This is a genomic window from Allopontixanthobacter confluentis (genome assembly GCF_009827615.1).
GTDB lineage: Bacteria > Pseudomonadota > Alphaproteobacteria > Sphingomonadales > Sphingomonadaceae > Allopontixanthobacter > Allopontixanthobacter confluentis.
In genome coordinates this window covers 720,277-744,961 of record NZ_WTYU01000002.1, presented here as the reverse complement: position 1 = coordinate 744,961, position 24,685 = coordinate 720,277, and the positions used below count along the sequence as shown (strand labels likewise).

At 59.9% G+C, this 24,685-nt stretch carries 22 protein-coding genes; 15 read left to right on the top strand and 7 right to left on the bottom strand.

Translation table 11 applies throughout. The annotated features are described in order from the left end of the window. Nucleotides 1-51: 51 nt before the first annotated feature. A complete protein-coding gene (locus GRI44_RS11860) occupies nt 52-2,376 on the top strand; it encodes an EAL domain-containing protein (protein WP_160601970.1) in 2,325 nt (774 codons plus the stop codon). A gap of 222 nt (nt 2,377-2,598) precedes the next feature. Here the strand turns inward: GRI44_RS11860 and GRI44_RS11855 are convergent, their stop codons facing one another. Beyond that, complete coding sequence (locus GRI44_RS11855) at nt 2,599-3,237, bottom strand: flavin reductase family protein (protein WP_160601969.1); 639 nt, start codon at nt 3,235-3,237, stop codon at nt 2,599-2,601. A gap of 120 nt (nt 3,238-3,357) precedes the next feature. Between GRI44_RS11855 and ald the strand changes: the two genes are divergently transcribed. Then, nucleotides 3,358-4,473 (top strand): alanine dehydrogenase, encoded by a 1,116-nt coding sequence (ald, locus tag GRI44_RS11850; protein WP_160601968.1) that lies wholly within the window; start codon nt 3,358-3,360, stop codon nt 4,471-4,473. A gap of 370 nt (nt 4,474-4,843) precedes the next feature. Beyond that, nucleotides 4,844-6,361, top strand: a complete 1,518-nt coding sequence (locus GRI44_RS11845) for a sensor domain-containing diguanylate cyclase (RefSeq protein WP_160601967.1) — start codon at nt 4,844-4,846, stop codon at nt 6,359-6,361. Here GRI44_RS11845 and GRI44_RS11840 read toward each other — a convergent pair. Then, nucleotides 6,358-6,753: an acyl-CoA thioesterase gene (locus GRI44_RS11840; RefSeq protein ID WP_160601966.1), complete on the bottom strand. Its 396-nt coding sequence runs from the start codon at nt 6,751-6,753 to the stop codon at nt 6,358-6,360. The genes GRI44_RS11845 and GRI44_RS11840 overlap by 4 nt on opposite strands. Then, complete coding sequence (locus GRI44_RS11835; RefSeq protein WP_160601965.1) at nt 6,750-8,834, bottom strand: S9 family peptidase; 2,085 nt, start codon at nt 8,832-8,834, stop codon at nt 6,750-6,752. The genes GRI44_RS11840 and GRI44_RS11835 overlap by 4 nt, the downstream gene beginning before the upstream one ends. Nucleotides 8,835-8,871: 37 nt before the next feature. Here GRI44_RS11835 and GRI44_RS11830 point away from each other — a divergent pair, with 37 nt between their 5' ends. The 5 genes from GRI44_RS11830 to GRI44_RS11810 all read left to right on the top strand — a co-directional run bounded on the left by GRI44_RS11830 (nt 8,872) and on the right by GRI44_RS11810 (nt 14,397). Next, nucleotides 8,872-10,677: an aminopeptidase P family protein gene (locus tag GRI44_RS11830; RefSeq protein ID WP_160601964.1), complete on the top strand. Its 1,806-nt coding sequence runs from the start codon at nt 8,872-8,874 to the stop codon at nt 10,675-10,677. 92 nt (nt 10,678-10,769) lie between these two features. Next, the gene (locus GRI44_RS11825) at nt 10,770-11,147 is read left to right on the top strand and encodes a VOC family protein (RefSeq protein ID WP_160601963.1); all 378 of its coding nucleotides are present in this window, start codon (nt 10,770-10,772) and stop codon (nt 11,145-11,147) included. Between the two features lie 212 nt (nt 11,148-11,359). Beyond that, complete coding sequence (locus tag GRI44_RS11820; protein WP_160601962.1) at nt 11,360-12,127, top strand: EF-hand domain-containing protein; 768 nt, start codon at nt 11,360-11,362, stop codon at nt 12,125-12,127. Between the two features lie 66 nt (nt 12,128-12,193). Then, nucleotides 12,194-12,967, top strand: a complete 774-nt coding sequence (locus GRI44_RS11815) for a response regulator (RefSeq protein ID WP_160601961.1) — start codon at nt 12,194-12,196, stop codon at nt 12,965-12,967. Then, the gene (locus tag GRI44_RS11810) at nt 12,964-14,397 is read left to right on the top strand and encodes a sensor histidine kinase (RefSeq protein WP_160601960.1); all 1,434 of its coding nucleotides are present in this window, start codon (nt 12,964-12,966) and stop codon (nt 14,395-14,397) included. The genes GRI44_RS11815 and GRI44_RS11810 overlap by 4 nt, the downstream gene beginning before the upstream one ends. An 11-nt stretch (nt 14,398-14,408) precedes the next feature. On the opposite strand, the gene GRI44_RS11805 is transcribed toward GRI44_RS11810, so the two are convergent. Further along, complete coding sequence (locus GRI44_RS11805) at nt 14,409-16,007, bottom strand: helicase HerA-like domain-containing protein (RefSeq protein ID WP_160601959.1); 1,599 nt, start codon at nt 16,005-16,007, stop codon at nt 14,409-14,411. Nucleotides 16,008-16,122: 115 nt separating this feature from the next. Between GRI44_RS11805 and pabB the strand changes: the two genes are divergently transcribed. The 7 genes from pabB to ribA all read left to right on the top strand — a co-directional run bounded on the left by pabB (nt 16,123) and on the right by ribA (nt 22,335). Beyond that, nucleotides 16,123-17,946 carry an aminodeoxychorismate synthase component I gene (gene pabB, locus GRI44_RS11800; RefSeq protein WP_160601958.1) on the top strand — a complete coding sequence of 608 codons (1,824 nt, stop codon included), beginning with the start codon at nt 16,123-16,125 and terminating at the stop codon, nt 17,944-17,946. Continuing rightward, nucleotides 17,940-18,635 (top strand): RluA family pseudouridine synthase, encoded by a 696-nt coding sequence (locus GRI44_RS11795; RefSeq protein ID WP_160602381.1) that lies wholly within the window; start codon nt 17,940-17,942, stop codon nt 18,633-18,635. Before pabB ends, GRI44_RS11795 begins: the two co-directional genes overlap by 7 nt. Beyond that, nucleotides 18,628-19,032 carry an alternative ribosome rescue aminoacyl-tRNA hydrolase ArfB gene (gene arfB / locus GRI44_RS11790; protein ID WP_160601957.1) on the top strand — a complete coding sequence of 135 codons (405 nt, stop codon included), beginning with the start codon at nt 18,628-18,630 and terminating at the stop codon, nt 19,030-19,032. Before GRI44_RS11795 ends, arfB begins: the two co-directional genes overlap by 8 nt. A gap of 163 nt (nt 19,033-19,195) precedes the next feature. After that, nucleotides 19,196-19,363: a 50S ribosomal protein L33 gene (gene rpmG / locus GRI44_RS11785; RefSeq protein ID WP_160601956.1), complete on the top strand. Its 168-nt coding sequence runs from the start codon at nt 19,196-19,198 to the stop codon at nt 19,361-19,363. Nucleotides 19,364-19,427: 64 nt separating this feature from the next. Next, nucleotides 19,428-20,090, top strand: a complete 663-nt coding sequence (locus GRI44_RS11780; protein ID WP_160601955.1) for a LolA family protein — start codon at nt 19,428-19,430, stop codon at nt 20,088-20,090. 365 nt (nt 20,091-20,455) lie between these two features. Further along, nucleotides 20,456-21,250 (top strand): exodeoxyribonuclease III, encoded by a 795-nt coding sequence (gene xth, locus GRI44_RS11775; RefSeq protein WP_160601954.1) that lies wholly within the window; start codon nt 20,456-20,458, stop codon nt 21,248-21,250. Nucleotides 21,251-21,297: 47 nt separating this feature from the next. Then, nucleotides 21,298-22,335, top strand: a complete 1,038-nt coding sequence (gene ribA, locus GRI44_RS11770; RefSeq protein ID WP_332872410.1) for a GTP cyclohydrolase II — start codon at nt 21,298-21,300, stop codon at nt 22,333-22,335. A 7-nt stretch (nt 22,336-22,342) separates the two neighbouring features. On the opposite strand, the gene asd is transcribed toward ribA, so the two are convergent. From asd to GRI44_RS11755, 3 genes are all read right to left on the bottom strand, one after another. Then, nucleotides 22,343-23,221 carry an archaetidylserine decarboxylase gene (gene asd, locus GRI44_RS11765; protein ID WP_160601953.1) on the bottom strand — a complete coding sequence of 293 codons (879 nt, stop codon included), beginning with the start codon at nt 23,219-23,221 and terminating at the stop codon, nt 22,343-22,345. 80 nt (nt 23,222-23,301) lie between these two features. Next, on the bottom strand, nt 23,302-23,565 hold the full coding sequence (locus tag GRI44_RS11760) for a DksA/TraR family C4-type zinc finger protein (protein WP_160601952.1): 264 nt from the start codon (nt 23,563-23,565) through the stop codon (nt 23,302-23,304). A gap of 71 nt (nt 23,566-23,636) precedes the next feature. Continuing rightward, nucleotides 23,637-24,629, bottom strand: coding sequence for a right-handed parallel beta-helix repeat-containing protein (locus tag GRI44_RS11755; RefSeq protein WP_232843125.1), 993 nt, complete (start codon nt 24,627-24,629; stop codon nt 23,637-23,639). Nucleotides 24,630-24,685 lie beyond the last annotated feature (56 nt).

Below are 24,685 nucleotides of genomic sequence, written 5' to 3'. Positions count from 1 at the left end.
CCCGCTCTGAAACAGGGGCGACAGAAGGTTAACCGGGGTTTCGCTGCTGCGATGATATCGACGCTGAAACAGATTTGGGGAATAGACCGCATCAGGCAAGTCCTGATTGCGGCCATCCTTGCATCGTTTCTTGGCCCGCTGTTTTTTTACCCAGTCGGCCATCTGATCTGGCATAGTCAGGCGCGCCTTGCTTCACATGAGGCATCCGGTGACATTGTTTTCGCTGGTGCCCGGGACGACCTGACCGATCCTGAATTTCCGCACCGCCGCGAGCAACTTGCGAATTCTTTGCGCGCATTGGATGCAGCAGGCGCTCGGAAAATCTATATCGACCTGCTGTTCAATCAACCATCTGACCCCGCAGCGGACAAGTCGCTCCATGATGCAATCGCCGATTTGGGAGACAAGGTTTATTTTGTACGGCGCAAGGTAACGGGCTTAGCTGGTGCGACAGAGTTCCATGATTCGGTTTCGGCGGTCATGGGCCAGGCCCACACGGTTCCAAACGACAGGTTTATTAATTTCACTGGTAATACTTGGTCAATGCCAATAGGATTTCAGACCGAAAAAGAAATTGAACTCAGTTTTCCAGCATCAATGGCCGAAATTAACTCACGTTCGACCAGAGATATTGAAATTATCTATAGCTTCGATCCAGCGACTATACCAAACCTCGAACTTTCGTCGATCGACTTTAAGCGCAAACAATCTGCGTCTGATGCAAGCATTGATGCATTAAACCTCGATCGTAAGATCGTGGTTATCGGTAATTCCAGCCAGTTGTCTGATTCCGTTGCCAATATACCTGGCCAAGTCGATCTGCCATCGACTTACGTTTCAATTTACGCAGCAGAGACTTTGAAGGCAGGCTTCAAGGACCGGTTTGGGACGATACCAACCTTTATATTTTACTTCATCGCGCTCCTCACAATTGTATCTATTTGTCTGAATGAGCAAGTCCGACGTTTGTCGTATCTCGCTCTATGCCTGTCTGCACCTTTGCTGGTTTTCCTCTTTGCTCAATTTGGCATTAGAGCAAATTTGTCATGGTCGCTGGCCTTATTGATGGTATTCGGCATGCTTCGACTGCGTGATCGCTGGCAGAGCAAATTTGCCCTTACCGATGCGGCCAGTAAACTGCCTACCTTCCGCGCGCTCGAGCGTTTGCTCGATAGGAAAAATCCCGACGAAGCGATCGTTGTTGCAAAGATTCACCGGCTTGATGAAGTGCTCTCGACCCTTCCAGAAGCGCTCCATGCTGATTATATATTGCGAATTACCGACCGATTGCGCGTTGTGGACAAGAAGCTGGAAATCTACACGAGCGGTGACCGCTACCTAGCGTGGCTTACCCCCGAAGCAAACATGGGCGACCTTGATCAGCATTTAAAAGGTCTGCGGGGTCTTTTTGCACAGCCATTATTGGTCGGCAATACGGCTGTTGATGTCGGGATCACCTTTGGCGTCGATAGGACACGCAGCATAAAGGGGCGGCAACGCGTGGCGCTTGCCCTGACGGCAACCGAACAGACAAATGAAGCGTACCGACCGGTCCAAATTGCCGAAGAAGTGAGTGAGACTGACCGGCTATGGAATATTTCGCTTCAGTCAAAGATTGATGCAGCGTTAAGCAAGGGCGAAATTTATGTAGTGTTCCAGCCGCAAATTTCACTCCACGATGGATCAATGGTGGGCGCAGAGGCGCTGGTGCGCTGGGATGATCCGCTGCGCGGATCTATTTCGCCTGCCTATTTCATCGAACAATGCGAGATGGCGGGACGGATGGAACATCTCACCCGGCATGTTCTGATGGAAGCCGTGGCAGGGTTCATTTCCCTGGGGACGCGCACGCCTGAACCTGCCTTGTCCGTAAATTTATCCGCCACGTTGCTGCACGATCCCAACATTCTCAACATCGTTGATGAAGTGCTGGATGAAACAGGTTTTGACCCCCGCCGCCTGGTGCTGGAAATCACTGAAACTTCCAAAATAACCGACGCAGCGACCGCGCTGGCTCTCATTACGCAGTTCAAATCGCGCGGAATCAGGATTTCACTTGATGATTTTGGCATTGGCTCTGCCAGCCTCGAAACCTTCCTGCAGTTCCCGTTTGACGAGTTGAAGATTGATCGCCTGTTCATCAGCGCAATGCAGCAAAGCAGCAAAGCGCAGGCCATCGTCAAAAAAATTCTGGCTATGGGCGAAGAAGCACGAATCACGGTAATTGCCGAAGGCATTGAGGACGAGCAAACCCTTAAAATTCTTGGCTCTTTCGGGCTGCATATCGCTCAAGGATATGCGATTTCCTACCCATTGAGAATAGATGACCTCCTTCAATTTCAAGGACTTAGCGATTCCCGCGCAAGAGTATTATAGTTAATCCTTTACAAACAAAGATGGTTAACGCATTTTCGTGTCTCTAAACAGGAGACAGCGTATGTGGGATTTTTGGAATTGGCTCTTCCCCGGTAAATCCGGCTGATCGAGTTTTAAAAGATTTTAGGGGTCCTTCGGGGCCCCTTTTTCTTGCCCAGTTTTTGGCGCCCCCGGCTTGTGGCACCCCCGGCTTTTGGCAATCCGATAAACCGCGTTGCAGGGTCAGGTCTGGTCCAGCGGCCAGTTCTGGCGGTCAATCCTGAGCTGGTCGCTACCGCGCCAATACCAGCCGGCACCATGCGCCCGGCCAACCAGCTTCATCGCTGGCGCATCAATCCGCAGACGGCCGTTTTCTTCGCCCAGCAGGCGGTCGTCAATGTCCATCGCCACCACTTCGCCCAGCACTATTCCGGCATTGGCCGTGGTTTCGATGAACTGCCACAATCGGCATTCATAGGTAACCGGTGCAGATGCGATCAGCGGCGGCGTGACCATGCTGGCGGGGCGCGTGGGAATATCCAGCAGTGCCAGCTCATCCACTCCTGCCGGTGCGTCAGTGGCGCTGCGGACCATTTTTGGCGCATCATCTTCGCTCACCAGCGCAACGGTGAATTCCCCTGTTTCGCGGATGGCGCGCAGGCTGTCCTTCTGCCCGGACGGGCTCCGCACATCGTCAGGCCCCATGAAGATGGCCACCAGCGCCGGGTCTGAACCCATGGCGTTGAAGAAACTGTAGGGCGCGGCATTGCGGTTGCCCGCCGCATCCTGCGTCACCACCCACGCGATCGGGCGGGGAGTGATGGTGTTGACCAGCAGCTTGTATCGTTCAGCCGCATCCAGCTTTGACATATCGAATTGCATGGCCGGACCCATAGCGCACAATCGGCCGTTGCAATCCTGTAATGTTGCCTAAAAATCGTTTCACTTGTAACGGCTTTGCCGAACCCCCATCCGGCAGCCGCGCTGCCAAGGAGCACTTCCATGCGTATCGGTTGCCCGAAAGAAATCAAGAACCACGAATATCGTGTTGGCCTGACTCCCGAGAGCGTCAAGGAACTGACGGTTAACGGGCATGATGTGTGGATGGAAACGGGCGCTGGCATGGGTATTGGCGCGACCGATGATGCCTACCGCAATGCCGGTGCCGAAATCAAAGACGGCCCGGACGCCCTGTTTGCCGAATGCGAGATGATTGTGAAGGTCAAGGAGCCGCAGGCAGTGGAACGCGCCAAATTGCGGCGCGACCAGATCCTTTATACTTATCTGCACCTTGCCCCCGATCCGGAGCAGACTGCCGATCTGGTCAAATCAGGCGTGACGGCAATTGCCTATGAAACGGTGACAGGCGAAGGTGGCAGCCTGCCCTTGCTGAAACCGATGAGCCAGGTGGCAGGCCGGATGAGCATTCAGGCCGGCGCAACCGCGCTGGAAAAGGCCCATGGCGGGCGCGGCGTGCTGCTGGGCGGTGTGCCGGGCGTGATGCCGGGCAAGGTTGTGGTTATCGGCGGCGGGGTCGTGGGCTTCAACGCTGCCCAGATGGCGGTGGGCCTGGGCGGCCAGGTGACCATCATGGACCGCGATCCTGAAGTGCTGGACAAGGTCGGCACCTTTTTCGAAAACCGCGCATCGACCCGCTTTTCCAACAAGGCCAATCTGGAAGAAGCCGTGTTTGAAGCGGATCTGGTGATTGGCGCGGTACTGATCCCCGGGGCAGCGGCCCCCAAACTGATCACCCGCGATATGCTGAAACAGATGAAGCCGGGCGCGGTGCTGGTGGATGTGGCGATTGACCAGGGCGGCTGTTTTGAAACCAGCCACGCTACCACCCATGCCGATCCGACGTATGTGGTGGATGATATCGTCCATTATTGCGTTGCCAATATGCCCGGCGCCGTGGCCCGCACCAGCACATATGCGCTGAACAATGTGACCCTGCCCCACGCCCTGCGTATTGCACGGATGGGCTGGAAAGATGCCATGCGCGCCAATCCGCATCTGGCAGAAGGTCTTAATGTTCACGGCGGTAAAGTTGCCTATGAAGCGGTGGCCAAAGAGCTGGGCTACGATTTTGTGTCCGTGGCCGATATTCTCGCCTGACGGCTGCAAAAGACGCCTGCGACGGCGGCGGAATGGTTAACGCAAAGCCACCGCCGCCACTGATATTTCTGGATTTTTTAACGTCCTGTCAAAGCTGTTTGACTAGACACGCGGCATGTACCGGGCAATTTCAGCACTGTTAAGGACATGGTGCGCGGCATGTGTCGCGGCCCTGTCGAAGGCTGGGCTGGCTTCTGGGCTGGCTTCTGGGCTGTTTTTTGGACTGGCGGTTTCATACCCCGCCATTGCCGCGGCAGCGCCCGTGTCGGCCACGTGCCATGCAGCAGTGCATAAAACCGAAGCAGCGCCGCAGATATCCGCCCGGAATGTGGCGTGGAATTGCAGCGGGCGCGATTATCTGCAGCGCAGAATGACCAACCTGTTACGGTTTGAGGTAGAAGGGCAGGATACGCCCTCCCGCTACTTTGTCACCAGTATCGGCAGTTTTGAGACCATAAGTCTGACCGTGCGGGACCGTGACGGGACGCTGCGTACCGCCGATTACACCATGGCCCAGAGCAAGCCTGTGAAAGGCGGCCCGTTCTTCATTCTGGAATTGCCGCGTGTAACGTCTGACAGCATCGAAGTCATCGCGGCGATGGACGGCACGTGGAGCGCATCGACCATCACGCAGGCCCGACTGACCTCATCCGTGCGCGAGGCCGCATGGCCGATAGGCACGCTGCTGGTGCTGGCGGCGATCTGCGGTTTGCTGTGCGCGCCCTTGTTTTTCAACCTCGGCTTCTGGCACGTCCTGCGCGAACGATTTCTGCTGTGGCATATGGTTGTCGCCATCGGGATGATCGGCCAGACCCTGATCAGCAGCGGTATCATCCTGTGGCTGGTGCCGCTGACCCACAGCCAGATGAACCCGCTGATGCAGGCGGCATTGGCCGTTTCCCTGAGCGGGGCGTGCATGTTTGCAGCTGATTTCATCGAGAAAGACCGCTTGCCCGAAGCGACCAGAAAAGCGCTGCGCCTGTGTGCGGCCTTCATCGTCATTAGCAGCGCGGTTTACGCTTTCAAAATTCCGGCCATGCGCGATGTGGGCAACCAGCTTTATTACGCCAGTTTCATCCCGATGATGCTGGTTCTGGCATTGTCCATGGCGCAGGCAGCCCGCCGCGGCAGCCGTGCCGTGTGGTTCCAGATCATTGCCTGGACGCCAATCTACATTATCGGTCTGGTGCGCGTGGGCAGCAATCTGGGAATTGGGCCAGAACCCACAGATGCGCTGGTGCCATTCACGCTGGCCATCGGGTTCGAGGTGCTGATCACCTCGCTGGGCGTGGCGGACCGGTTCATGATCATCAAGGAACAGCGCGACCATGCCCGCGCTGATGCAGCGGTCCTGGGATCGCTGTCCCGCCGCGATCCGCTGACGGGCCTGATGAACCGCCGCGCGATCGAGCCGAAGTTTGCGGCACTGCGCGCCGATGGCTTTGACACCTTCGCGCTGGTCGATCTGGACCATTTCAAACGGGTAAATGATGATTTTGGCCATGCCTGCGGTGATGCCGTGCTGGTGGCCGTGGCCGCCGCGCTGGATGCTGACGATGACACGCTGGCAGTGCGGCTGGGGGGCGAGGAATTTCTGCTGTTGCTGCGCGGGCCGGATGCAGCAGCCCGCGCGGAACGGCGGCGACAGGCGATACCAGGGCGCGTGGCGCGCTGCGGCGCAGATCTGGACCGGCTGGTAACGGCCAGCATGGGCCTGGTGGAATTGCCGGAACGCGGAATGGAAAAAATCGACTTTGCCGAATTATACACCCGCGCCGACCGGCTGTTGTATGAAGCTAAATCCGCCGGGCGCAATCGCACCATGTCGGAAAAGCTGACCTATTTCGAACCCGGCGGCACCAAGGCTGTTGCCAGCGCAGCGGCCTAGGCCAGAAACGGCGCTGATATATCGGGCCGCACCCGGCACAAGCGCCCGCTTTCCCGGTCAATCATGGCCCAGGTGGTGTTGGCACTGACGATGACCTTGCCCGCGCTGTTGCGAAAATCGACCCGGCGATCAAACTTGGCCCCGCTTGGCTGGCCGGGGATGAAGGTTTCTCCCGTCACGCTTTCACCGGCGACAATATTGCCGCGGTAATCCAGTTCATGGCGGATTACGACCCATGCATAGGCGGCGATATGTTCAGGCGCGGCCACGGCATTCCAATGGGCGGTTGCCATATCCTGCACCCATTGCACCCATACCGCATTGTTCACATGGCCCAACTCGTCAATATGGTCTGGCTGCGCGGTAAAAGTCAGTGTGTGGGAAGATGTCATTCCGCCATGCCCATCTGCCACAGGATGAAGGCGAATTCCTCCGCTGTTTCGGTCAGACTTTCAAACCGGCCCGATTTCCCGCCATGGCCTGCGCCCATATTGGTTTTGAGCAGCAATTCGTTTTGGTCGGTCTTCATGTCGCGCAATTTGGCAACCCATTTGGCCGGTTCCCAATAGGTCACACGCGGATCGTTAAGGCCCGCAGTCACCAGCAGCGGCGGATAATCCTGCCGTTTCACCTGATCATAGGGGCTGTAGGATGAAATCAGTTCAAACGCCTCGCGGTCCTCTATCGGGTTGCCCCATTCGGGCCATTCACCCGGCGTCAGCGGCAGGGTGGAATCGAGCATGGTCGCCAGCACATCCACGAACGGAACATGGGCCACCACCGCGCCGAACAATTCAGGGTCGGAATTGATCACCGCGCCCATCAGTTCGCCGCCGGCAGACCCGCCCGAAATGCTGATCCTGCCTGCCTGCGTCAGCCCGCAGTCAATCAGCCCGCGCGCCACATCCACAAAATCGGTGAAGGCATTGGTGCGGCTTTTCAGCTTGCCTGCCTTGTACCATGCCCGCCCCAGGTCATCACCCCCGCGGATATGCGCGATGGCATAGGCAAAGCCCCGGTCCACCAGGCTGAAACGGGTGGTCGAAAAACCGGGCGGAATGGAAATGCCATAAGCGCCATAACCATAGAGATGCAGCGGGCCGCCTGCCTGCCGGTCCTTGCGATACAGCACGCTGACCGGCACTGATGTGCCATCGCGCGCAGTAATTTCCATCCGCTGCGTGGTGTAGAGATCCGCATCATAGCCAGACGGAATTTCCTGCACTTTCAGCGTTTCCAGTGTGCCGGCCTTCACATCATAGTCATAGACCGTTGCCGGGCTGACCATGCTTTCATAATCGACCCGCAGCTTTTCCATGTGCCATTCGCGGTTATCGCCCAGGCCCGCGCTATAGCTCGCTTCGGGGAAGGTAATCGGTTCAATCCGGTCCGGCTGGTCGTAATAGCGCAGTTCAATCCGATCGAGGCCGCCGATCCGCCCTTCCACCACGTAGAAATCGCGGAACAGCTCCAGCCCGGTGATGTAGAATGCATCCGACCCTTCGATCAGCGTCTGCCAATCCGCCGGATTGTCGATGGAAGCTGTCGCCACGCGGAAATTCTCATGGCTGTCATTGGCCAGAATGAACAAGGTGCCATCGCGTTCGTCCACGTCATATTCGACGCCTTTTTCCCGCGCTTTCACCAGCATCGGCGGGTGCAGCGGATCATCCGCCGGAATAAGGTAAGCCTCGCCCGTTTCATGGTCGCCCGCGGCGATGATGATGTATTTCTCGTTCGACGAAAGGGCGGAACCTACGCGGTAGCCTTCGTCATCCTCGTGATACAGTTCAACATCGTCTTCAACACTTTGCCCCAGCCAGTGCAGCCGGGCATTGTCCGTCCGCCACTGTTCATTGGCGAGGCTGTAGACCAGCGCCCGGTCATTCGCGCACCAGACGAGCGAGGACAAAGTGCCGGGGATTTCATCAGCCAGCATTGCGCCCGTGACAAGATCCTTGACCCGCGCGGTGAAGCGTTCAGAGCCATTATCGTCGATGGAATAGGCCAGTTTGGTGCCATCCTTGCTGACCGCCAGCGCGCCCAGGCGGAAATATTCCTTGCCCTTGGCCAGTTCCGGTTCGTCCAGGATCAGTTCGGCGCCTGTTCCATCATTCGGGCCTGCCACCGGCCTGCGCCACCATTTCCTGTATTCCGCGCCTTCTTCATATTCGACCCAATAGAGCCAGTCGCCATCCTTTTGCGGGACGGAGGCATCGGCTTCCTTGATGCGGGCGCGCATTTCCTTGAACAATGCGTCCACCAGCGGGCGGTGCGGGGCCATGCGCTGTTCGAACCAGGCGTTCTCTGCCGCCAGATGCGCAAGGATCTCCTTGTTCTCCACCTTGGGATAGTCAGGATCGCGCAGCCACGCGTAATCATCCCGCACGTCGATGCCGTGATGGGTGGTGACGGAAGGCTTTTTCAGGGCGAGCGGTGCAGCAACAGGGGCCGCAGAGGTGGAATTGGTCATGGACAAGCTCTATGTGGGTCACGAAAGGACCGCAACCATGCTTATGCAAACCCACGAAGCCCGTCTGAATGCCCTGCGCGAGGAATTGAAGCGCCGCGAGCTCGACGGTTTCGTCATTCCGATTTCCGATGAACATATGTCCGAATATGTCGGCGGCTATGCCCAGAGGCTGGCCTGGCTGACCGGCTTTGGCGGATCGGCCGGCAGCGCCGTGGTGCTGAAACACAAGGCGGCCATGTTTGTCGATGGCCGCTACACCATTCAGGTGCGCGATCAGGTGGACAGCGCGCTTTACGATTATTGCCAGGTGCCCAAGGATGACATGGGCAAATGGATTGCCGCCAATGCCGATAAGAACCCGCGCATCGGCTATGATGCATGGCTCCATACGAAGGCGTGGGCCGACCGGGTTTCGGCCGCGCTGGCCAAGGTGGGCGGCGAACTTGTGGCAGTCGATACCAATCCGGTTGATGCCGTGTGGGAAGACCAGCCCGAACCATCAGCCGCCATGGCGATGGTGCATGATGATGCCTTTGCCGGGCAATCCAGCGCGGAAAAGCGCGCTATGGTGGCCGACTGGCTGAAATCCGAAGGGCTGGATGCCGCCGTTATCGGCGCGCTTGATTCGGTGGCATGGCTGCTCAACATTCGCGGCGCGGATGTGGACCGCACGCCGGTTGCGCTGTCATTCGTGATTGCCAATAGCGACGGCACCGCAGACCTGTTCATTGCGCCTGAAAAAGTCTCGCCGGAACTGGCGCAGCATCTGGGCAATGCGGTGACTGTCCGCCCGCGTGATGAATTTGAGAGCGCGCTTGCCGCCATGAAGGGCAGGAAAGTCGCGGTGGACCCCAACAGCGGGGTCGCCGCCATTTTCAAGGCGCTGGAAGATGCCGGTGCGCAGGCCGTGGCGGAACGCGATCCCGCGCTGCTGCCCAAGGCGATCAAGAACCCGGTCGAACAACAGGGCCACCGCGATGCGCAGGCGCGCGACGGCGCGGCTGTGTCCCGCTTCCTCCACTGGCTGTCCATCGAAGCGCCCAAGGGCGGTGAAACGGAATTGTCCGCCGCTGCAAAACTGCATGCCTTCCGCGAGGAAACCGGCAAGCTGAAGGAATTGTCCTTCGACACGATTTCCGCAGCAGGCCCCCATGCGGCAATTCCGCATTACCGCGTGGATGAAGACAGCAATCTGCCGATTGCGTCGGGCAGCGTCTATCTGGTCGATTCAGGCGGGCAATATCTGGATGGCACCACCGACATCACCCGCACCGTGTGGATCGGGCCGGGCGATCCGCCCGCAGAAGTGAAGGACCGCTTTACCCGCGTGCTCAAAGGCCACATCGCCATTGCCCGCGCCATTTTCCCGGAAAACACGGCTGGCAGCCAGCTTGATGCCTTTGCCCGCCAGTTCCTGTGGCAGGCAGGCGTGGATTATGCCCATGGTACCGGCCACGGTGTCGGCAGCTTCCTGATGGTCCACGAAGGGCCGCAGCGCATTGCCAAATCAGGCGGCGGGCAGGCCGGCACGGACGAGCCGCTCCAGGCTGGCATGTTCCTGTCGAACGAGCCGGGCTATTACAAGGCGGGCGAATATGGCATCCGCATCGAAAATCTGGTGCTGGTCGAACCGCGCCAGATCGACGGGGCGGAAGGCGAATATCTGGGCTTTGAAACGCTCACCTTCGTGCCGATTGACCGCAGCATGGTCGATGTTTCCCTGCTGACACCGGAAGAGAAAACCTGGTGGAACGATTACCACGCACACGTCCGAGACATTCTGCTGCCGCAGTTGGAAGGCGACGTGCGGGCCTGGGTCGAGGAAGGCTGCAAGCCGCTCTGACCAGCGTCCGCCAGCTTGGCATGGCACATCTGTTCTGGTAATGTTCTCCCTCCTCGCGAGTCGTTTTGACACGTGAGAAGGGAGAATGTGCCATGATCGGATATGTAACTGTCGGGACCAATGATCTGGAACGGTCAGCGCAATTCTACGATGCGATAGCGGCCGAGATGGGCGTGGGCCGGATGATGGAATTCGACAGCTTCATTGCGTGGGGCAAACTGGGCGGTGCGCCCGGGATTGCTGCGACCAAGGCGTTTGACGGTCAGCCTGCCACGGTTGGCAATGGCGTGATGGTGGCGCTGGAAGCGGCTGACAAGGAACAGGTTGGCCGTCTGTATGATATTGCCATGGCGCATGGCGGCAGCGACGAAGGCGCGCCCGGCCCGCGCGGCGATGACGGGTTTTACGCAGCCTATTTCCGCGATCCTGATGGGAACAAGCTGAATGCATTTGTGATGAATGCGGCGTAATTCTGTGGCGGGTGCAGGAAAGTTTCGTGTCCGCTGGATGAACACAGGCGGCCTTCTGTGACAATTTGCGACAATTAAGCGCAGGTTCGGGATAATGCTGCGACAATGATACTCTAGAAGGTCAAATGTGAGTTGCGGTGGTGCCATACAAGGTTCCCTCCCCCAGAACGGGCACCCCGCAGCTCTTCCAAATCTTTCGAGGAGCATGACATATGCGTAAATTCACCTTTCCCCTGACGCTTTCTGTGGCCGCCCTTGCGCTGGGCACGGTGGCGTATGCCGGCCCGTCTGATGCACGCGGCGCAAAGGCGGATAGCGATGCCAATGGCATCATCACCCGCGCTGAACATAACACCCATGCGGCAGCCATGTTTGCCCGGATGGATGCTAACCAGGACGGCGTGATCAATGCTGCTGACCGCGCAGCCCGCCAGGCAGAACGGTTCAGCAAACTTGATACTGACGGCAATGGCGAAGTGACCCAGGCCGAATTTGAAGCCATGCACGCCCAGCGCGCGGAAAAGCGTGCCGAGCGGCGTGAACAGCGTGGTGGAAACAGGTTTGCCCGCCTCGATACTGACAAGAGCGGCGGCGTGAGCGCAGCGGAAATGGAAGCTGCACAGGATGCCCGCCAGGAACGGCGCGGCGAAATGCCCACGCAGCGCGGTGAAAAGCGCGCTGCACGCGGCGAACACGCCATGCACGGTGAGATGCGCGGACATGGCGGCAAGCGCGGCGGCCACGGTATGCGGGCCGGTATGCAGGGCGGTATGCGCGGCGGGATGAAAATGCTGATGCAGGCCGATGCCAATGGCGACAAAACCGTCACCAAGCCAGAATTCATGGCCGCAGCCGACAGCCGTTTTGCCAGCATGGACACCGATAATAATGGCAGCGTGTCGGCGGAAGAGCGCAAAGCTGCACACACTGCCATGCGCGCGGCATGGAAAGCCAAACGCGCTGCTGCGCCAGCCAATTGATGCACCGCCATGCAGGCAGGCGGCACTTGCCTGCGGCATGAAAGCAAAGGTAGGCGTGGAGGTAACATGACCCAAGAAGCGCCTACCGCCATCCTTCTGGTGGATGATGAAGCCAGCCTGCGTGAACCCCTGGCCGAGTATCTCGCTCGCCAGGGGTTTGTCGTAACCGAAGCGGAAAGTGCGGCCGCCGCACGCAGCCTGCTGCTGGACATGGTGCCAGATCTTGTCCTGCTCGACATCATGATGCCGGGCGAGGACGGCCTTTCGCTGTGCCGCCACCTGATCGAAGCGCGCGGCTTGCCCGTTATCCTGCTGACCGCAAAAAGCGAACCGACAGACCGGATCATCGGGCTGGAAATAGGCGCCGATGATTACGTGGTAAAACCGTTCGAGCCGCGCGAACTGGTGGCGCGCATCCGCTCGGTATTGCGCCGTTCGCAGCGCGCCGCGCCGCCGGCTGAAGAGACCGCGCTCTATCAGTTTGAAGGCTGGACCCTGGACCCGCTAAAACACCGGCTGACGGACCCTGAAGGCGCATTTGTCGCCGTATCGACGGCAGAATTTCGGCTGCTGCGCGCATTTCTTGACCACCCGAGGCAGGTTCTGGACCGCGACCGCCTGCTCGACATGGTGCAGGGCCGGGAAGCCCATATGTTTGACCGAGCGGTGGACAACCAGATCAGCCGCCTGCGCCGCAAGATAGAGCTGGATTCGCGCAATCCGCAATTCATCCAGACAGTGCGCGGCGGCGGTTACCGCTTTGTTGCCGATGTCCGGCGCAGTGCACATTCCGCCGGTGACTTGAAACAGGGTGAGCCCAGGGACAGTCAGCCGAAATGATGCGTTTATGGCCCAAAAGCCTGCTTGGCCAGATGTTGCTGGCCGTGGCGCTGGCGCTGCTGGTGGCGCAATCCATTTCAGCGGCCCTGCTGTTTCGTGCCGCTGAAAACAGGCGTGAGCAGATGGTGCTCAACGCCGCTGCGTTCCGGCTGGTGATGCCCTCAGAACCCGAATTTCGGGAGCGCCGTGAAAACAGGCAAAGCAGACGGCGCGGCGAATTTCGCGGATGGGATCGGCAGAATAACGGCCTGCCCGACCGCGCACGCGCGTTGCGGCCGGAACAGTCACCGACCAGTCCGGCCCTCCCCGGCGAACGGCGGGCGGCTAACAAGGAACAGGCCCTTGGCGAAATTCTGGCTGAGCAGGGCTTTGATGTGGCGGAACTGGTCGTGGTCTCTCGCATGGTGGCGGACGACGGCTATCTGGACGGGCGGCCCCGCATCAAACGCCGCATTGTGCGCAATTATGGGCCGAGGGCACGTTTGCTGGTGGCGGGCCTGCGCCAATCCCCCGATGCAGACTGGACCATCGTCCGCGTGCCTGAACCGCCGCGCCAGCCCGGACCGATCCGCACCATCGTGCTCCAGACCCTGCTGATTTATGTCCTGCTTGTCGGCCTGCATTTCCTGTTGCTGCGGCGCATTACCCGTCCGCTCAACATCCTGACTGCCCGGACCGAGAATTTCGCGCGCACACAGGAACCGGCCCAGCCGCTGGTAGCGCAAGGGCCGGATGATATCCGCCGCCTGATCACCGCGCATAACGCCATGGAAGCGCGGATTGGCGCGTTGCTGGATGAAAAGGATGTGATGCTGGGCGCGATCGGTCATGATCTGAAAACGCCGCTGGCAGCGCTGCGCGTGCGTATCGAGAGCGTCGAGGACGAGCGCGAACGTGGCAAGATGGCCGATACGATCGAGGATATTTCCCGCTCGCTCGACGATATTCTGTCGCTCGCCCGCGTGGGCCGCGCCGGCGACCCGCCCGAACGCGCTGAACTGGGCGCGCTGGTGGCATCCGTGGTCGAGGAATTCGAGGATATGGGCCAGCCGGTTACTCTGAAGGAGACCACGCGCGTTGCGCATCCGGTCCATGTGACATGGCTTCGCCGCGCATTGCGCAACCTGATCGGCAATGCACTGCGCTATGGCGGATCGGCTGAAGTATCGCTGATCAAGTCCGATAGCGGCATTGTGTTGCGGGTGGACGATAGCGGGCCAGGCATTCCGGCAGACCGGATTGCGGCCATGCTGGAACCCTTTACCCGCGGCGAAGCATCGCGCAACCGCGATACAGGCGGGGCCGGCCTTGGCCTGACGCTGGCCCGCGCCATTGCCGAACAGCATGGCGGGCAGCTGGTTCTGGCCAACCGGCCAACCGCAAATGGCACAAGTGGCCTGCGGGCAGAAATACGCCTGCCCTCAGCCTGATTTCTGGCTGACTAGCGCATCAGCCCGCCAATCAGGTTGCGGGCGAAACGGCCAAGGCCCGGAATGCCCACTGCCTTGCCAATTTCGGTGGCCACTGTGCCGGCTGCGGAACTGGCCGCGCTGGCAGTAGGGTTGGCCCGGCTTTTCTTTCCGCTGAGTTTCGCGGCCAGAATTGAACCGGCACTTGCCGCTGCTGCGCCGCCGGCCGCCTTGGCCACCTTGCCGCCCAGACCGTCCCACAAGGATGGCGACTTGCGTTCACGCTCCGCCACTTTCTCGCGCCCCTGTTCTTCCACTTCCTGCGCCGTTTCAGCGGCATCGACCATTTTCTGGGCGATGACTTCGGCGGCACTTTCGCGGTCCACGCGTTCATCATATTTGCCGTCAACCGGCGAAATGGACTGAATGATCGCCCGTTCCTTGGGCGTGACCGGGCCCAGCCGTGACCGTGGCGGCTTGATCAGGGTTTGCTGAACGATGCTGGGCGCGCCGTCTTCCATCAGGGTGGAAACCAGCGCCTCGCCCACGCGCAATTCGGTGATGGCGCGTTCCACATCCAGATCGGGATTGATGCGGAAAGTATCTGCCGCTGCGCGAATCGCTTTCTTGTCGCGCGGGGTAAAGGCGCGCAGCGCGTGCTGCACCCGGTTGCCCAGTTGCCCTGCCACTTCTTCGGGAATGTCGATCGGGTTCTGGGTGACGAAAAACACGCCCACGCCTTTTGACCGGATCAGGCGCACGACCTGTTCGATCTTGTCTTCCAGCGCCTTGGGCGCATCATCAAACAGCAGATGCGCTTCATCGAAAAAGAACACCAGCTTCGGCTTTTCCGGGTCGCCCACTTCGGGCAGCGTTTCGAAAAGTTCAGCCAGCAGCCACAGCAGGAACGTGGCATAAAGCTTGGGGCTGCGCATCAGGCGGTCAGCCGCCAGCACGTTGATATAGCCGCGCCCCTGTTCATCCAGCCGGATGAAATCGGCAATTTCCAGCGCCGGTTCGCCAAAGAACTGCGCCGCGCCCTGACTGTCCAGACTGAGCAATTGGCGCTGGATGGCGCCAATGCTCTGTTTCGACACATTGCCATATTTCGCAGTCAGTTCGCTGGCGTGTTCGGACGTATGGATCAGCATGGATTGCAAATCCTCGAGATCCAGCAGCAGCATTCCCTGTTCATCGGCAAAGCGGAACACGATGTTGAGAACGCCTTCCTGGGTCTCGTTCAGATCGAGCAGGCGCGACAGCAGCAAGGGCCCCATTTCGGAAATGGTGGTGCGGATGGGGTGGCCCTGTTCGCCATACAAATCCCAGAACACTGCCGGATTATCGGAATAGGCATAATCATCCATGCCCAGTTCCTTCGCCCTGCTTTCCAGCTTGTCCGCATGTTTGAAAGTTGGGGAACCGGCCATGGTAATACCGGCAAGGTCGCCCTTTACGTCCGCCACGAATACCGGAACGCCATTGGCAGAGAAACTTTCTGCCAGCCCTTGCAGCGTCACCGTTTTACCAGTGCCGGTGGCGCCTGCAATCAGGCCATGGCGGTTCGCACGGGAAAGATTGAGGCTCTGCCTTTCGCCATTGGCGCCAAGGCCCAGAAAAATATCGCTCACTCTTGCTTCACTCCCGTTGCAACCCGCCTGTCCAGACGCTGCGGCGTGTGTGGCTTAGTAGCCTGCAAGCGGTCAAGCATCTCGACTTGCGCGAACAAGCGGCTAAGGCATCCCCATGGCCGACCGGCAACCCTTTGTCCTGCTCGACGATGCACGCAGCACCCATGCTGCCGACGCGCATCTGTATGAAAGGCCCAGCCGCATATTCGTGGCCCGCCACCCCGGCGAAGTGTCGGCAGTGCTGGATGCCGCCGATGCAGCGCGGCTTGCAGGAGGCGGCACGCTGGCAGGCTATATCGCCTATGAAGCGGGGCTGGCGCTGGAACCCAGATTGCAGGGGCTGGCCGATGCCCGCAGCGGCGCAGCAGGGCCGCTGGTGTGGCTGAGCCTGTTTGAAACCCATCAAGTCATGAAGCCTGCGGCCATGGCTGACTGGCTGGCGCAAAACATGGAAGGCGCGGCGTCCCTCGGCCCGTTGGAGCCGCAGCTATCACCCGGCGCCTATGTCGAGGCATTCGACGCCTTGCAGAATGCGATACGCGCGGGCGATATATATCAGGCCAACATGACCTTGCGCCTTGTGGGCAGCTATCGCGGCGATCCCGTGGCGCTGTATGCCGCGCTGCGGCCCGCCGCCAGCGCCGGCTATGGCGGGATGGTTTATGACGGCGCGCATTGGCTGCTCAGCCTGTCACCGGAATTGTTTTTCAGCCTCAACGGGGATGCCGCCAAGGTCAAGCCGATGAAAGGCACCCGCCCGCGCGGGACAGACGAGGGCCAGGACGAGGCATTGGCGCAGGAACTGGCCGGTTCGGTGAAGGACAAGGCCGAAAACCTGATGATCGTGGACCTGATGCGCAACGATCTGTCGCGCGTGGCCGAAGCGGGCAGCGTGCGGGTGGATGCGCCATTTTCGGTCGAATCCTACCCCACCGTCCACCAGATGGTGTCCACCGTTCGCGCCCGCCTGCAACCGGGCAAGGGCGCGGCCGATCTCATTCGTGCTATTTTCCCCTGTGGTTCCATCACCGGCGCGCCCAAAATCCGCGCGATGGAGCTTATCAACGAGGCCGAACGCGATGCGCGCGGCCCCTATTGCGGCGCCATGGGCCGGATTGATGCCAATGGCGATGCGGCCTTCAATGTCGCCATCCGCACCCTGCGGCTGACCCCTGTCGAAAACAACCAGGGCACGGCAGTCCTGGGCGTGGGCTCCGCCATTGTCGCAGATAGCGAAGCCATGCCTGAATGGCGCGAATCAATCCTCAAGGGCGGTTTTGCGCGGCAATCTTCCCCCGAATATGTGGCTGCTGGCTTTGATTTGATCGAATCCATGCGGTTCGACCCGGATACCGGCATGGCACTGCTGGAACTGCACCTTGAACGCATGAAATTGAGCGCGGCTGAACTGGGCTTTGCCTTTGACCGTCACCAGACGCGCAACCAGATACAGGCGTTGTGTTTCGAACTGGAAGCCCCGGCCAAGGTCCGCCTGTTACTGGCCCGCAGCGGCGCAATTGCGCTGGAAGCACAGGAATTGAACACTGCACCCGGCCAGCCGCTGTCCTGCCCGCTGTCCTGCATTGTGCTGCCCGTTCCGGTAGATTCAGGCGACTGGCGTTTGCGCCACAAGACCAGCGACCGCGGTTTTTACGAGGCAGCCCTGGATGTTGCGCGTGCTGAAGGCGCGGGGGAAGCCCTGTTCATGCGTGATGACGGGCTGCTGACGGAAGGGTGCTGGACCAATATCTTTATCGAGCGGGACGGTGTATTGCTGACCCCGCCCGCCAGCCTGGGCCTGCTGCCCGGCGTGCTGCGCCGGTCGCTGATCGAAACGGGCAAGGCGCGCGAATCACAATTGCAGTTGGCCGATCTCGACGAGGGATTTCTGCTGGGCAATGCTGTCCGTGGCCTGATGAAAGCGAAATTCACATCATGATTCCGATTTTGTTCGAAGACGGCGAAGCGCTGGTGATCAACAAGCCTGCTGGCCTCTCGATCGACCGGCCGCGCAAGGGCGGGCCCGCGCTGGAAGACCATTACGAAGATTTGAAACTGGGCTTCCAGCGCCCACCCGCAGCCGTGCACCGGCTGGATACCGATACATCCGGCTGCCTGCTGCTGGCGCGCAATGCCAAGGCGCTGACGCGGTTTTCCAAGGCGTTTGAAGACCGTCTGGTGACCAAGCGATACTTGGGCATAATCGCTGGCGAGCTGGATGAAGCGGAAGGCACGATTGAACTGGCGCTGTCGAAAATCAGCAGCGCGGAAAAAGGCTGGCGAATGATTGCCGCACGCAAGGGCAAGCCATCTGTCACCCATTGGCGGCGGATCGACGTGCAGGGCGGCAATACGCTGGTGGAATTCCGGCCCGAAACCGGCCGCACCCACCAGATTCGTGTCCATGCCGAAGCCGGTTTGGGCAAACCCCTGCTGGGTGATCCTGTATATGGTGACGCCGCCAGCGGCAACAGCAATGCGCCGCGCACCATGCTGCATGCCGCCGGCCTGACGGTGCCCCGCGCTGGCAAACCGCCCATTACCGCGCTTGCCCCGCTGCCCGCTGATTTCATCAAGCTGGGCTTCAGCGATCCTGTTGTAGATGCGCCCACCTTCGATAATGGCTGACATCATCGAGCGCGCCCTGGCACTGATGGAGGAAAGTTTTATCGCTTCCTCCGGCCCGGGCGGGCAGAATGTCAACAAGGTGGCAACGGCCGTGCAATTGCGGCTCGATGTATTTGCGCTGCGGCTGGAACCGGCGGTGTTCAACCGGCTGAAAACCATTGCCGGCAGCAGAATGACCTCCAAAGGCGAGATTGTGCTGACCGCGCGCAATTACCGTACCCAGGAAGCGAATCGGGAAGATGCGCGCAAGCGGCTGACGCAAATGCTGGAAGACGCGCAGCACGCGCCGCGCGTCCGCAAGAAAAGCAGGGTCAACCGAATCAACAAGGAAGCCCGCATCAAGGGCAAGAAGAACCGCGGCACGGTGAAGGCCAATCGCGGCAAGATTGAGTGGTGAAGCGCCGCGAAACGGGCAATTCCGGCAGTCGATCGCGCTTGACTTTTACGCCGCCCTGTCCCAATGGCCGCGGCTTGAAGGGCGGCGCTGGCGCGTCGCCTTAGCTTATTCTGCGCCGCCGGGAATGTCCCTGTGGCCCCTGACAAGATTTTAGGAACCCGCCATGGCGAAACCTGCAACCGTAAAGATCAAGCTGGTCTCGACCGCTGACACCGGCTTCTATTACACCACGAAGAAGAATCCCCGGAACATTACGGAAAAGATGACCTTCCGCAAATATGATCCCGTCGTGCGCAAGCATGTCGAGTTCAAGGAAGCCAAGATCAAGTAATCTGAACGGCGGGAACCACCGCCATTCAGTGACAGTTCAATGCTGCGTAGCTAATAGCCGGAGCATGAACATTTTGACCTCGATTTTTCACAAGCCTGTCCACGCCGCGATTGCCGGCGCCATGGCCTTTGCCCTCCCCGTTGCGGTGCTTGCACCCGTTTCGCCTGTCGAGGCTGCCCAGGGCGACCTCGACAAGGCTGTTTCGGCATTGCGCGGCATTTCCACGATGAAGGCCGATTTCACCCAGACTGACCGGCAGGGCCAGACTCTGGCCGGGGTGATGACGCTGAAACGCCCCGGCAAGATCCGCTTCCAGTACCAGAAGGATGTCCCCATTCTGGTGGTGTCAAACGGCAAATCGCTGACCATGGTGGATTACGAGGTAAAGCAGGTCCAGCGCTGGCCGATCAAGAATTCGCCGCTTGGCGCATTGCTCGATCCGGGCCGCGACATTGCCAAATATGGCAAGCTGATCCCGACCAGCAGTAGTAACGTCATCAGCGTGGAAGTGCGCGACCCCAAGCATCCGGAATTCGGCGTGATCACGATGATTTTCGTGCGCAACGCGTCAGCCCCGGGCGGTTTGCAACTGACCAATTGGGTGGCGCTTGATTCGCAGAACAATCGCACCACGGTCCGGCTCAAGAATCACCGTTATGGCGTGGCGGTAAATGACAGCGCGTTCAGCTACCGCGATCCGCGTGTAACGTCTCGTCGTCCGCGATGAACGGCTGAACCGTGCACAGTGGGCAGCTTGCGACAAAAGGCGCGAACTTGTTCATTGGCCAGAAAGCCAAACAGGACTATTATTAATCAGACAGAGCGGCTGAAGGCGGGTTTCCCCCCTGTTGCCCTACCTTTGTGAAGGTCGCTTTGCAAAAGCGTGACGAACGCTGATAAGGAACCCTCGTGCCAATGCCCCCGGCGCGAGGGTTTTTTGCTGCCCGAAGTGCATTGGCCGAAGTGCATTGGCCAAAGTCCATTGGCCAAAGTGCATGCCAGCGAATTTCCGGTGACCATCCGCAAGGTTTTTGCAGGCTGGCGGACACCCCGCGATAGACAGCGGCAGCGCCCCCGCCTATCCCCGCGACCATGATCAAGATTGCTTCCTGGAACATCAATTCGGTCCGCCTGCGGATGCCGATCGTCGAACGGTTTCTGAAAGAACAGGCGCCCGACGTGCTGTCCTTGCAGGAAATCAAGACGGTAGAAGAACTGTTCCCTTATGACGCTTTCAATGCGCTGGGTTATACCCACCACGCGGTGCACGGGCAGAAGGGCTACCACGGCGTCGCCACCGTCAGCCGCATTCCGCTGAAAGAGATTTCGCGCCACAACTGGCAGGATAATGGCGAAGCCCGCCATGTGGGGGTGGAACTGCTGGGCGCAGGCCAGGGCATGGTGCTGGAAAATGTCTATATTCCCGCCGGCGGCGATATTCCGGACCGCGAGCAGAATGTAAAATTCGGCCAGAAGCTGGATTTTCTCGAACGGATGACGCGCTGGGCGGACACAGTGGACCGGCCCACCATGATCGTGGGTGATTTCAACATTGCCCCGCTGGAAAGCGACGTATGGGGCCACAAGCAATTGCTGAAAGTGGTTAGCCACACCCCGCTGGAAGTGGAAACGCTGAAGCGGTTTCAGGATGCCCATGGTTTTGTTGACGTTGGCCGCCAGCATATCCGTGATCCGGAACGCTATTACAGCTGGTGGTCCTACCGTTCCAAGGACTGGCGCGTGAATGATCGCGGGCGGCGGCTGGACCATATGTGGGCATCGCCGGAACTGGCCGCGGCCACGGTTGGCCATCAGGTGTTTGAAGACTGCCGCGGCTGGGAAAAACCATCGGACCATGTGCCGCTGGTGACGGAGATTGATCTCTGAAGCTTCCCCCGCCTTCCGCACCGGCGCCTGCGTCCCCTGCACGGCGCGTGGCACAGGCGATTGACGCCTTGCGCCATGGCTGGCCGCTGGCGATGGCGGGCGGGCCGATATTACTGCCGGCAGAAACGGCGATTTCTGCTGATGCTGCTGCGCCGCAGATGCTCATTTCTTCCGCCCGCGCGGCCACTCTCAAACTGGTCAACCAGCGCGAAGCGGCTGCGCCCCATGCCCCCGTGCTCATCAAGGGCGCAGCGCCATTTACCCTGTCCACCGCGCGCGCCATAGCTGATCCCTCGCTTGATCTTCTGACGCCATTGAAAGGGCCGTTTCTGGCGGAAAACCTGCCGTGGACAGCGCAGGCGCAGGCCGCGCTGGAACTTGCACGGCTGGCGGGCATATTGCCGGCATTTCTGGTCAACCCGGCAGATGCAGGCGAAGCGCAGCCAGTAGCCGCAGAAGATATTGCGGAATGGGCCAATGCGGCCAATCTCGTCATCGCTGCCCGCGCGCATTTGCCGGTGGCCGCGTGCGAGGACGCGCAGATCGTCGCGTTTCGCAGCGCCGATGATACGCGCGAACATGTCGCGCTGATTATCGGCGAGCAATCATCCGATCGGGCGCCGCTGGTCCGCCTGCATTCCGAATGTCTGACTGGCGATATTCTCGGCAGTCTCAAATGCGATTGCGGGCCGCAGCTTGATGCCGCCCTGCAAGCGATGGCAGATGAAGCCAGATCAGGCGGCTGGGGCGTGCTGCTCTATATGCGGCAGGAAGGGCGGGGCATTGGCCTGGTCAACAAGCTGCGCGCCTATCGGTTGCAGGATCAGGGGTTTGACACAGTGGATGCGAACCAGCGCCTGGGCCTGCCCGACGAAGCGCGCGATTTTGGCACGGCTGCCCGCATGCTGGCGCTGCTGGGCGTGGATGAAATCAGGCTGATGACCAATAATCCGCGCAAGGTTGCAGCGCTGGAAGAGGCAGGCGTGCACATTACGGAGCGGGTCGCGCATCAATTACCGCCCAATCTGCATAATGCCCGCTATCTTGATACCAAGCGTGACCGGTCTGGCCATATTCTGGACTGAGGCCGAGTTACAGCCTGCGCGCGATTGCCTGGCCCATGCGCACCTTATCTGTGGGGGCCAGTTCGGCAAGCCATTCGATCCGGCCGGGTTCAAACAGCAGAATGACGGTGGAGCCGAGCAGGAACCGGCCCATTTCCTCCCCCGCTGCCAACATGGGTGCCGGTTCCGCACTGAGGGCAGAATCGCGCTGCGACTTCGCGTCAAAATCTGTGTGGATGATATGCTTGCCGTGGGCAGCCACACGCCCCGACCAGACGGTTTCGATGCTGGCGACAATCATGGCACCCACCATCACGCTGGCAACGCTGCCAAGGTCTGTATCAAACACGCAGGACAGGCGTTCATTGCGGGCAAACAGCCGCGGCACACCGGCTGCGGTCTGCTGGTTGACCGAAAATAGTGCACCGGGGATGTACGTGGTGGACGCAAGCGTCCCGCCCACCGGCATATGCACTCGGTGATAATCGCTGGGGGAAAGATAGATTGTCATGAACGCGCCGCCATCAAACCGGGCTGCCAGCGCCTCGTCACCGCCCAGCAGTTCCGCCGCTGAATAGCTTTGCCCCTTCGCCTGCACGATGCGGCCATTGTCGATCCGGCCCAGCTGGCTGATCGCGCCGTCAGCCGGGCTGACGATGCTGTGCTGCGGATCCGCAATCGGCCGCGCGCCGGGTTTGAGCGCGCGCGTGAAAAAATCATTGAAGGACGCATAATCAGACGCGCCCTGCGCCGCTTCGGCCATGTTGACGTTATAGGCGCTGATGAACTGGCGAATAAGCCGGTTCTTTATCCATGGTGTGCGGCTGCTGGCCAGTGACCCTGCCAGCTTTGAAAGCGCATGCTGCGGCGCAATGTGCTGTAACCAGATGAACGGGCCTGTCGCCATTGATATGTTCCGATTTGAACGGGGATGGAAGCGGGGAATTGAGCGGTAAAGCGCTGCTCTAAACCGCACAGCGCAAGCGATCAACGCAGCTGGCTATCCTTGCTGCCACGGCGATTGATGGCCGAATGGCGGACCGCCCCGTCACGCACGGATTGGCAGCTGACGCAGGTGCGCACACCCGGCAATGCCGCACGGCGTTTTTCGGGCACAGGCTCGCCGCAATCGTCACAATATTCCGCACTGTCGCCGCGCGGCATTTGCAGGCGCGCCGCCTTGACAGCGTCGCTTATCGTATCGTCAATCTGATCCTGAACGGCGCCATCCCGCGCCCAGCCACCGGCCATTGTGCATTCTCCTTCACCCCATACAACAGGTGAGGCGGGGCAGAAGTTCCGGTGACGAGCGGCAGGCCCTGTTACCGGCGGTCAAACGGGATGAGGCCCCGGCCAAGCATATTTGGCCCCAGCACAAGCGCATCACCCGACCAGTCCGCCACAAAAGTGGTGCTGCGCGACACGTCTGCGGCCAGCCGCGCATCATTGCCGCTGATGGCGAGGCCGTCAGAGGCGTGCAATCTCTGCTCTGCCCCCACCGCGATAAAAGCCGAGTAATTTTCCTTGTCCTGCCCCTGCACAAACCAGTTGCCGGTGATGGTGCCTGCCGCGCCTGCGGGCAGGTCGATCATGTAATTGGTGGCGCGTCCGCCGCTGTCGTCAAAGCTGGATGCCGTGATGTCCACCGTGCGTGCGCGCGCCTTTACATAATGGCCGCCGCGTCCTTTCTCGAACCGGCTCCGCGTAATCTGCACTGTGCCATAATCGCCGATATAGATTGAATGCGCGCAGCCGCCCGGGCCTTCGCACGTGCCGAGGCCGGAAAATGTTACCTTGTCGATGGTGATGCGGCCATTGCTGTCATTGCCTGACAAAATGCCCTGCTGGCTGTCTGCAAACCAGCTCTGGCTGATATCGAGATTGCCCTGTTCCAGCCGGATGCCTGCGCCGTTGAAATCGGGCACGGCCATATTTTTGAAGATGATGCCGGATACAGCGGCGCTGCGGCCCCGCAGGACCAGCGCTGCCTTGCCTTCGCAAGTGGTGCGGGCAAATGTGACGGTGCCGGCGGTGACCGCATCGTAATGGACAGATCCCGCCGTTTGCACGGCACATTCATGGTAAGTGCCGGGCGCAATGGCAATTGTGCCCTGCCCTGCGCCGATGGCATTGATGGCCTGTTGCAGATTTTCAAACTGCTGGCCTGTTTCGCGCAGCATGAACGGCCCTGATGTCTGGGCCAGCACGGCGGCAACCGGAATGGCGGCAATGGCAAAGGCCACGATCACGCCTGCCAGCACGGCGGACGGGCGGTCAGGCATGCGGCGTTCCATCGGGCGAAAGGCTTTTTCCATGACACCGGTTTGGACCAAGTTTGGTTAATTATTCATCACTGGCCAACTGCGCCTGA

What these genes read in the sequence shown, in the direction of transcription:
- GRI44_RS11860 (WP_160601970.1), top strand. Translation starts at nt 52, where the DNA reads ATGATATCGACGCTGAAACAGATTTGGGGAATAGACCGCATCAGGCAA.
- GRI44_RS11855 (WP_160601969.1), bottom strand. Translation starts at nt 3,237, where the DNA reads ATGCAATTCGATATGTCAAAGCTGGATGCGGCTGAACGATACAAGCTG.
- ald (WP_160601968.1), top strand. Translation starts at nt 3,358, where the DNA reads ATGCGTATCGGTTGCCCGAAAGAAATCAAGAACCACGAATATCGTGTT.
- GRI44_RS11845 (WP_160601967.1), top strand. Translation starts at nt 4,844, where the DNA reads ATGACCAACCTGTTACGGTTTGAGGTAGAAGGGCAGGATACGCCCTCC.
- GRI44_RS11840 (WP_160601966.1), bottom strand. Translation starts at nt 6,753, where the DNA reads ATGACATCTTCCCACACACTGACTTTTACCGCGCAGCCAGACCATATT.
- GRI44_RS11835 (WP_160601965.1), bottom strand. Translation starts at nt 8,834, where the DNA reads ATGACCAATTCCACCTCTGCGGCCCCTGTTGCTGCACCGCTCGCCCTG.
- GRI44_RS11830 (WP_160601964.1), top strand. Translation starts at nt 8,872, where the DNA reads ATGCTTATGCAAACCCACGAAGCCCGTCTGAATGCCCTGCGCGAGGAA.
- GRI44_RS11825 (WP_160601963.1), top strand. Translation starts at nt 10,770, where the DNA reads ATGATCGGATATGTAACTGTCGGGACCAATGATCTGGAACGGTCAGCG.
- GRI44_RS11820 (WP_160601962.1), top strand. Translation starts at nt 11,360, where the DNA reads ATGCGTAAATTCACCTTTCCCCTGACGCTTTCTGTGGCCGCCCTTGCG.
- GRI44_RS11815 (WP_160601961.1), top strand. Translation starts at nt 12,194, where the DNA reads ATGACCCAAGAAGCGCCTACCGCCATCCTTCTGGTGGATGATGAAGCC.
- GRI44_RS11810 (WP_160601960.1), top strand. Translation starts at nt 12,964, where the DNA reads ATGATGCGTTTATGGCCCAAAAGCCTGCTTGGCCAGATGTTGCTGGCC.
- pabB (WP_160601958.1), top strand. Translation starts at nt 16,123, where the DNA reads ATGGCCGACCGGCAACCCTTTGTCCTGCTCGACGATGCACGCAGCACC.
- arfB (WP_160601957.1), top strand. Translation starts at nt 18,628, where the DNA reads ATGGCTGACATCATCGAGCGCGCCCTGGCACTGATGGAGGAAAGTTTT.
- rpmG (WP_160601956.1), top strand. Translation starts at nt 19,196, where the DNA reads ATGGCGAAACCTGCAACCGTAAAGATCAAGCTGGTCTCGACCGCTGAC.
- GRI44_RS11780 (WP_160601955.1), top strand. Translation starts at nt 19,428, where the DNA reads ATGAACATTTTGACCTCGATTTTTCACAAGCCTGTCCACGCCGCGATT.
- xth (WP_160601954.1), top strand. Translation starts at nt 20,456, where the DNA reads ATGATCAAGATTGCTTCCTGGAACATCAATTCGGTCCGCCTGCGGATG.
- asd (WP_160601953.1), bottom strand. Translation starts at nt 23,221, where the DNA reads ATGGCGACAGGCCCGTTCATCTGGTTACAGCACATTGCGCCGCAGCAT.
- GRI44_RS11760 (WP_160601952.1), bottom strand. Translation starts at nt 23,565, where the DNA reads ATGGCCGGTGGCTGGGCGCGGGATGGCGCCGTTCAGGATCAGATTGAC.
- GRI44_RS11755 (WP_232843125.1), bottom strand. Translation starts at nt 24,629, where the DNA reads ATGGAAAAAGCCTTTCGCCCGATGGAACGCCGCATGCCTGACCGCCCG.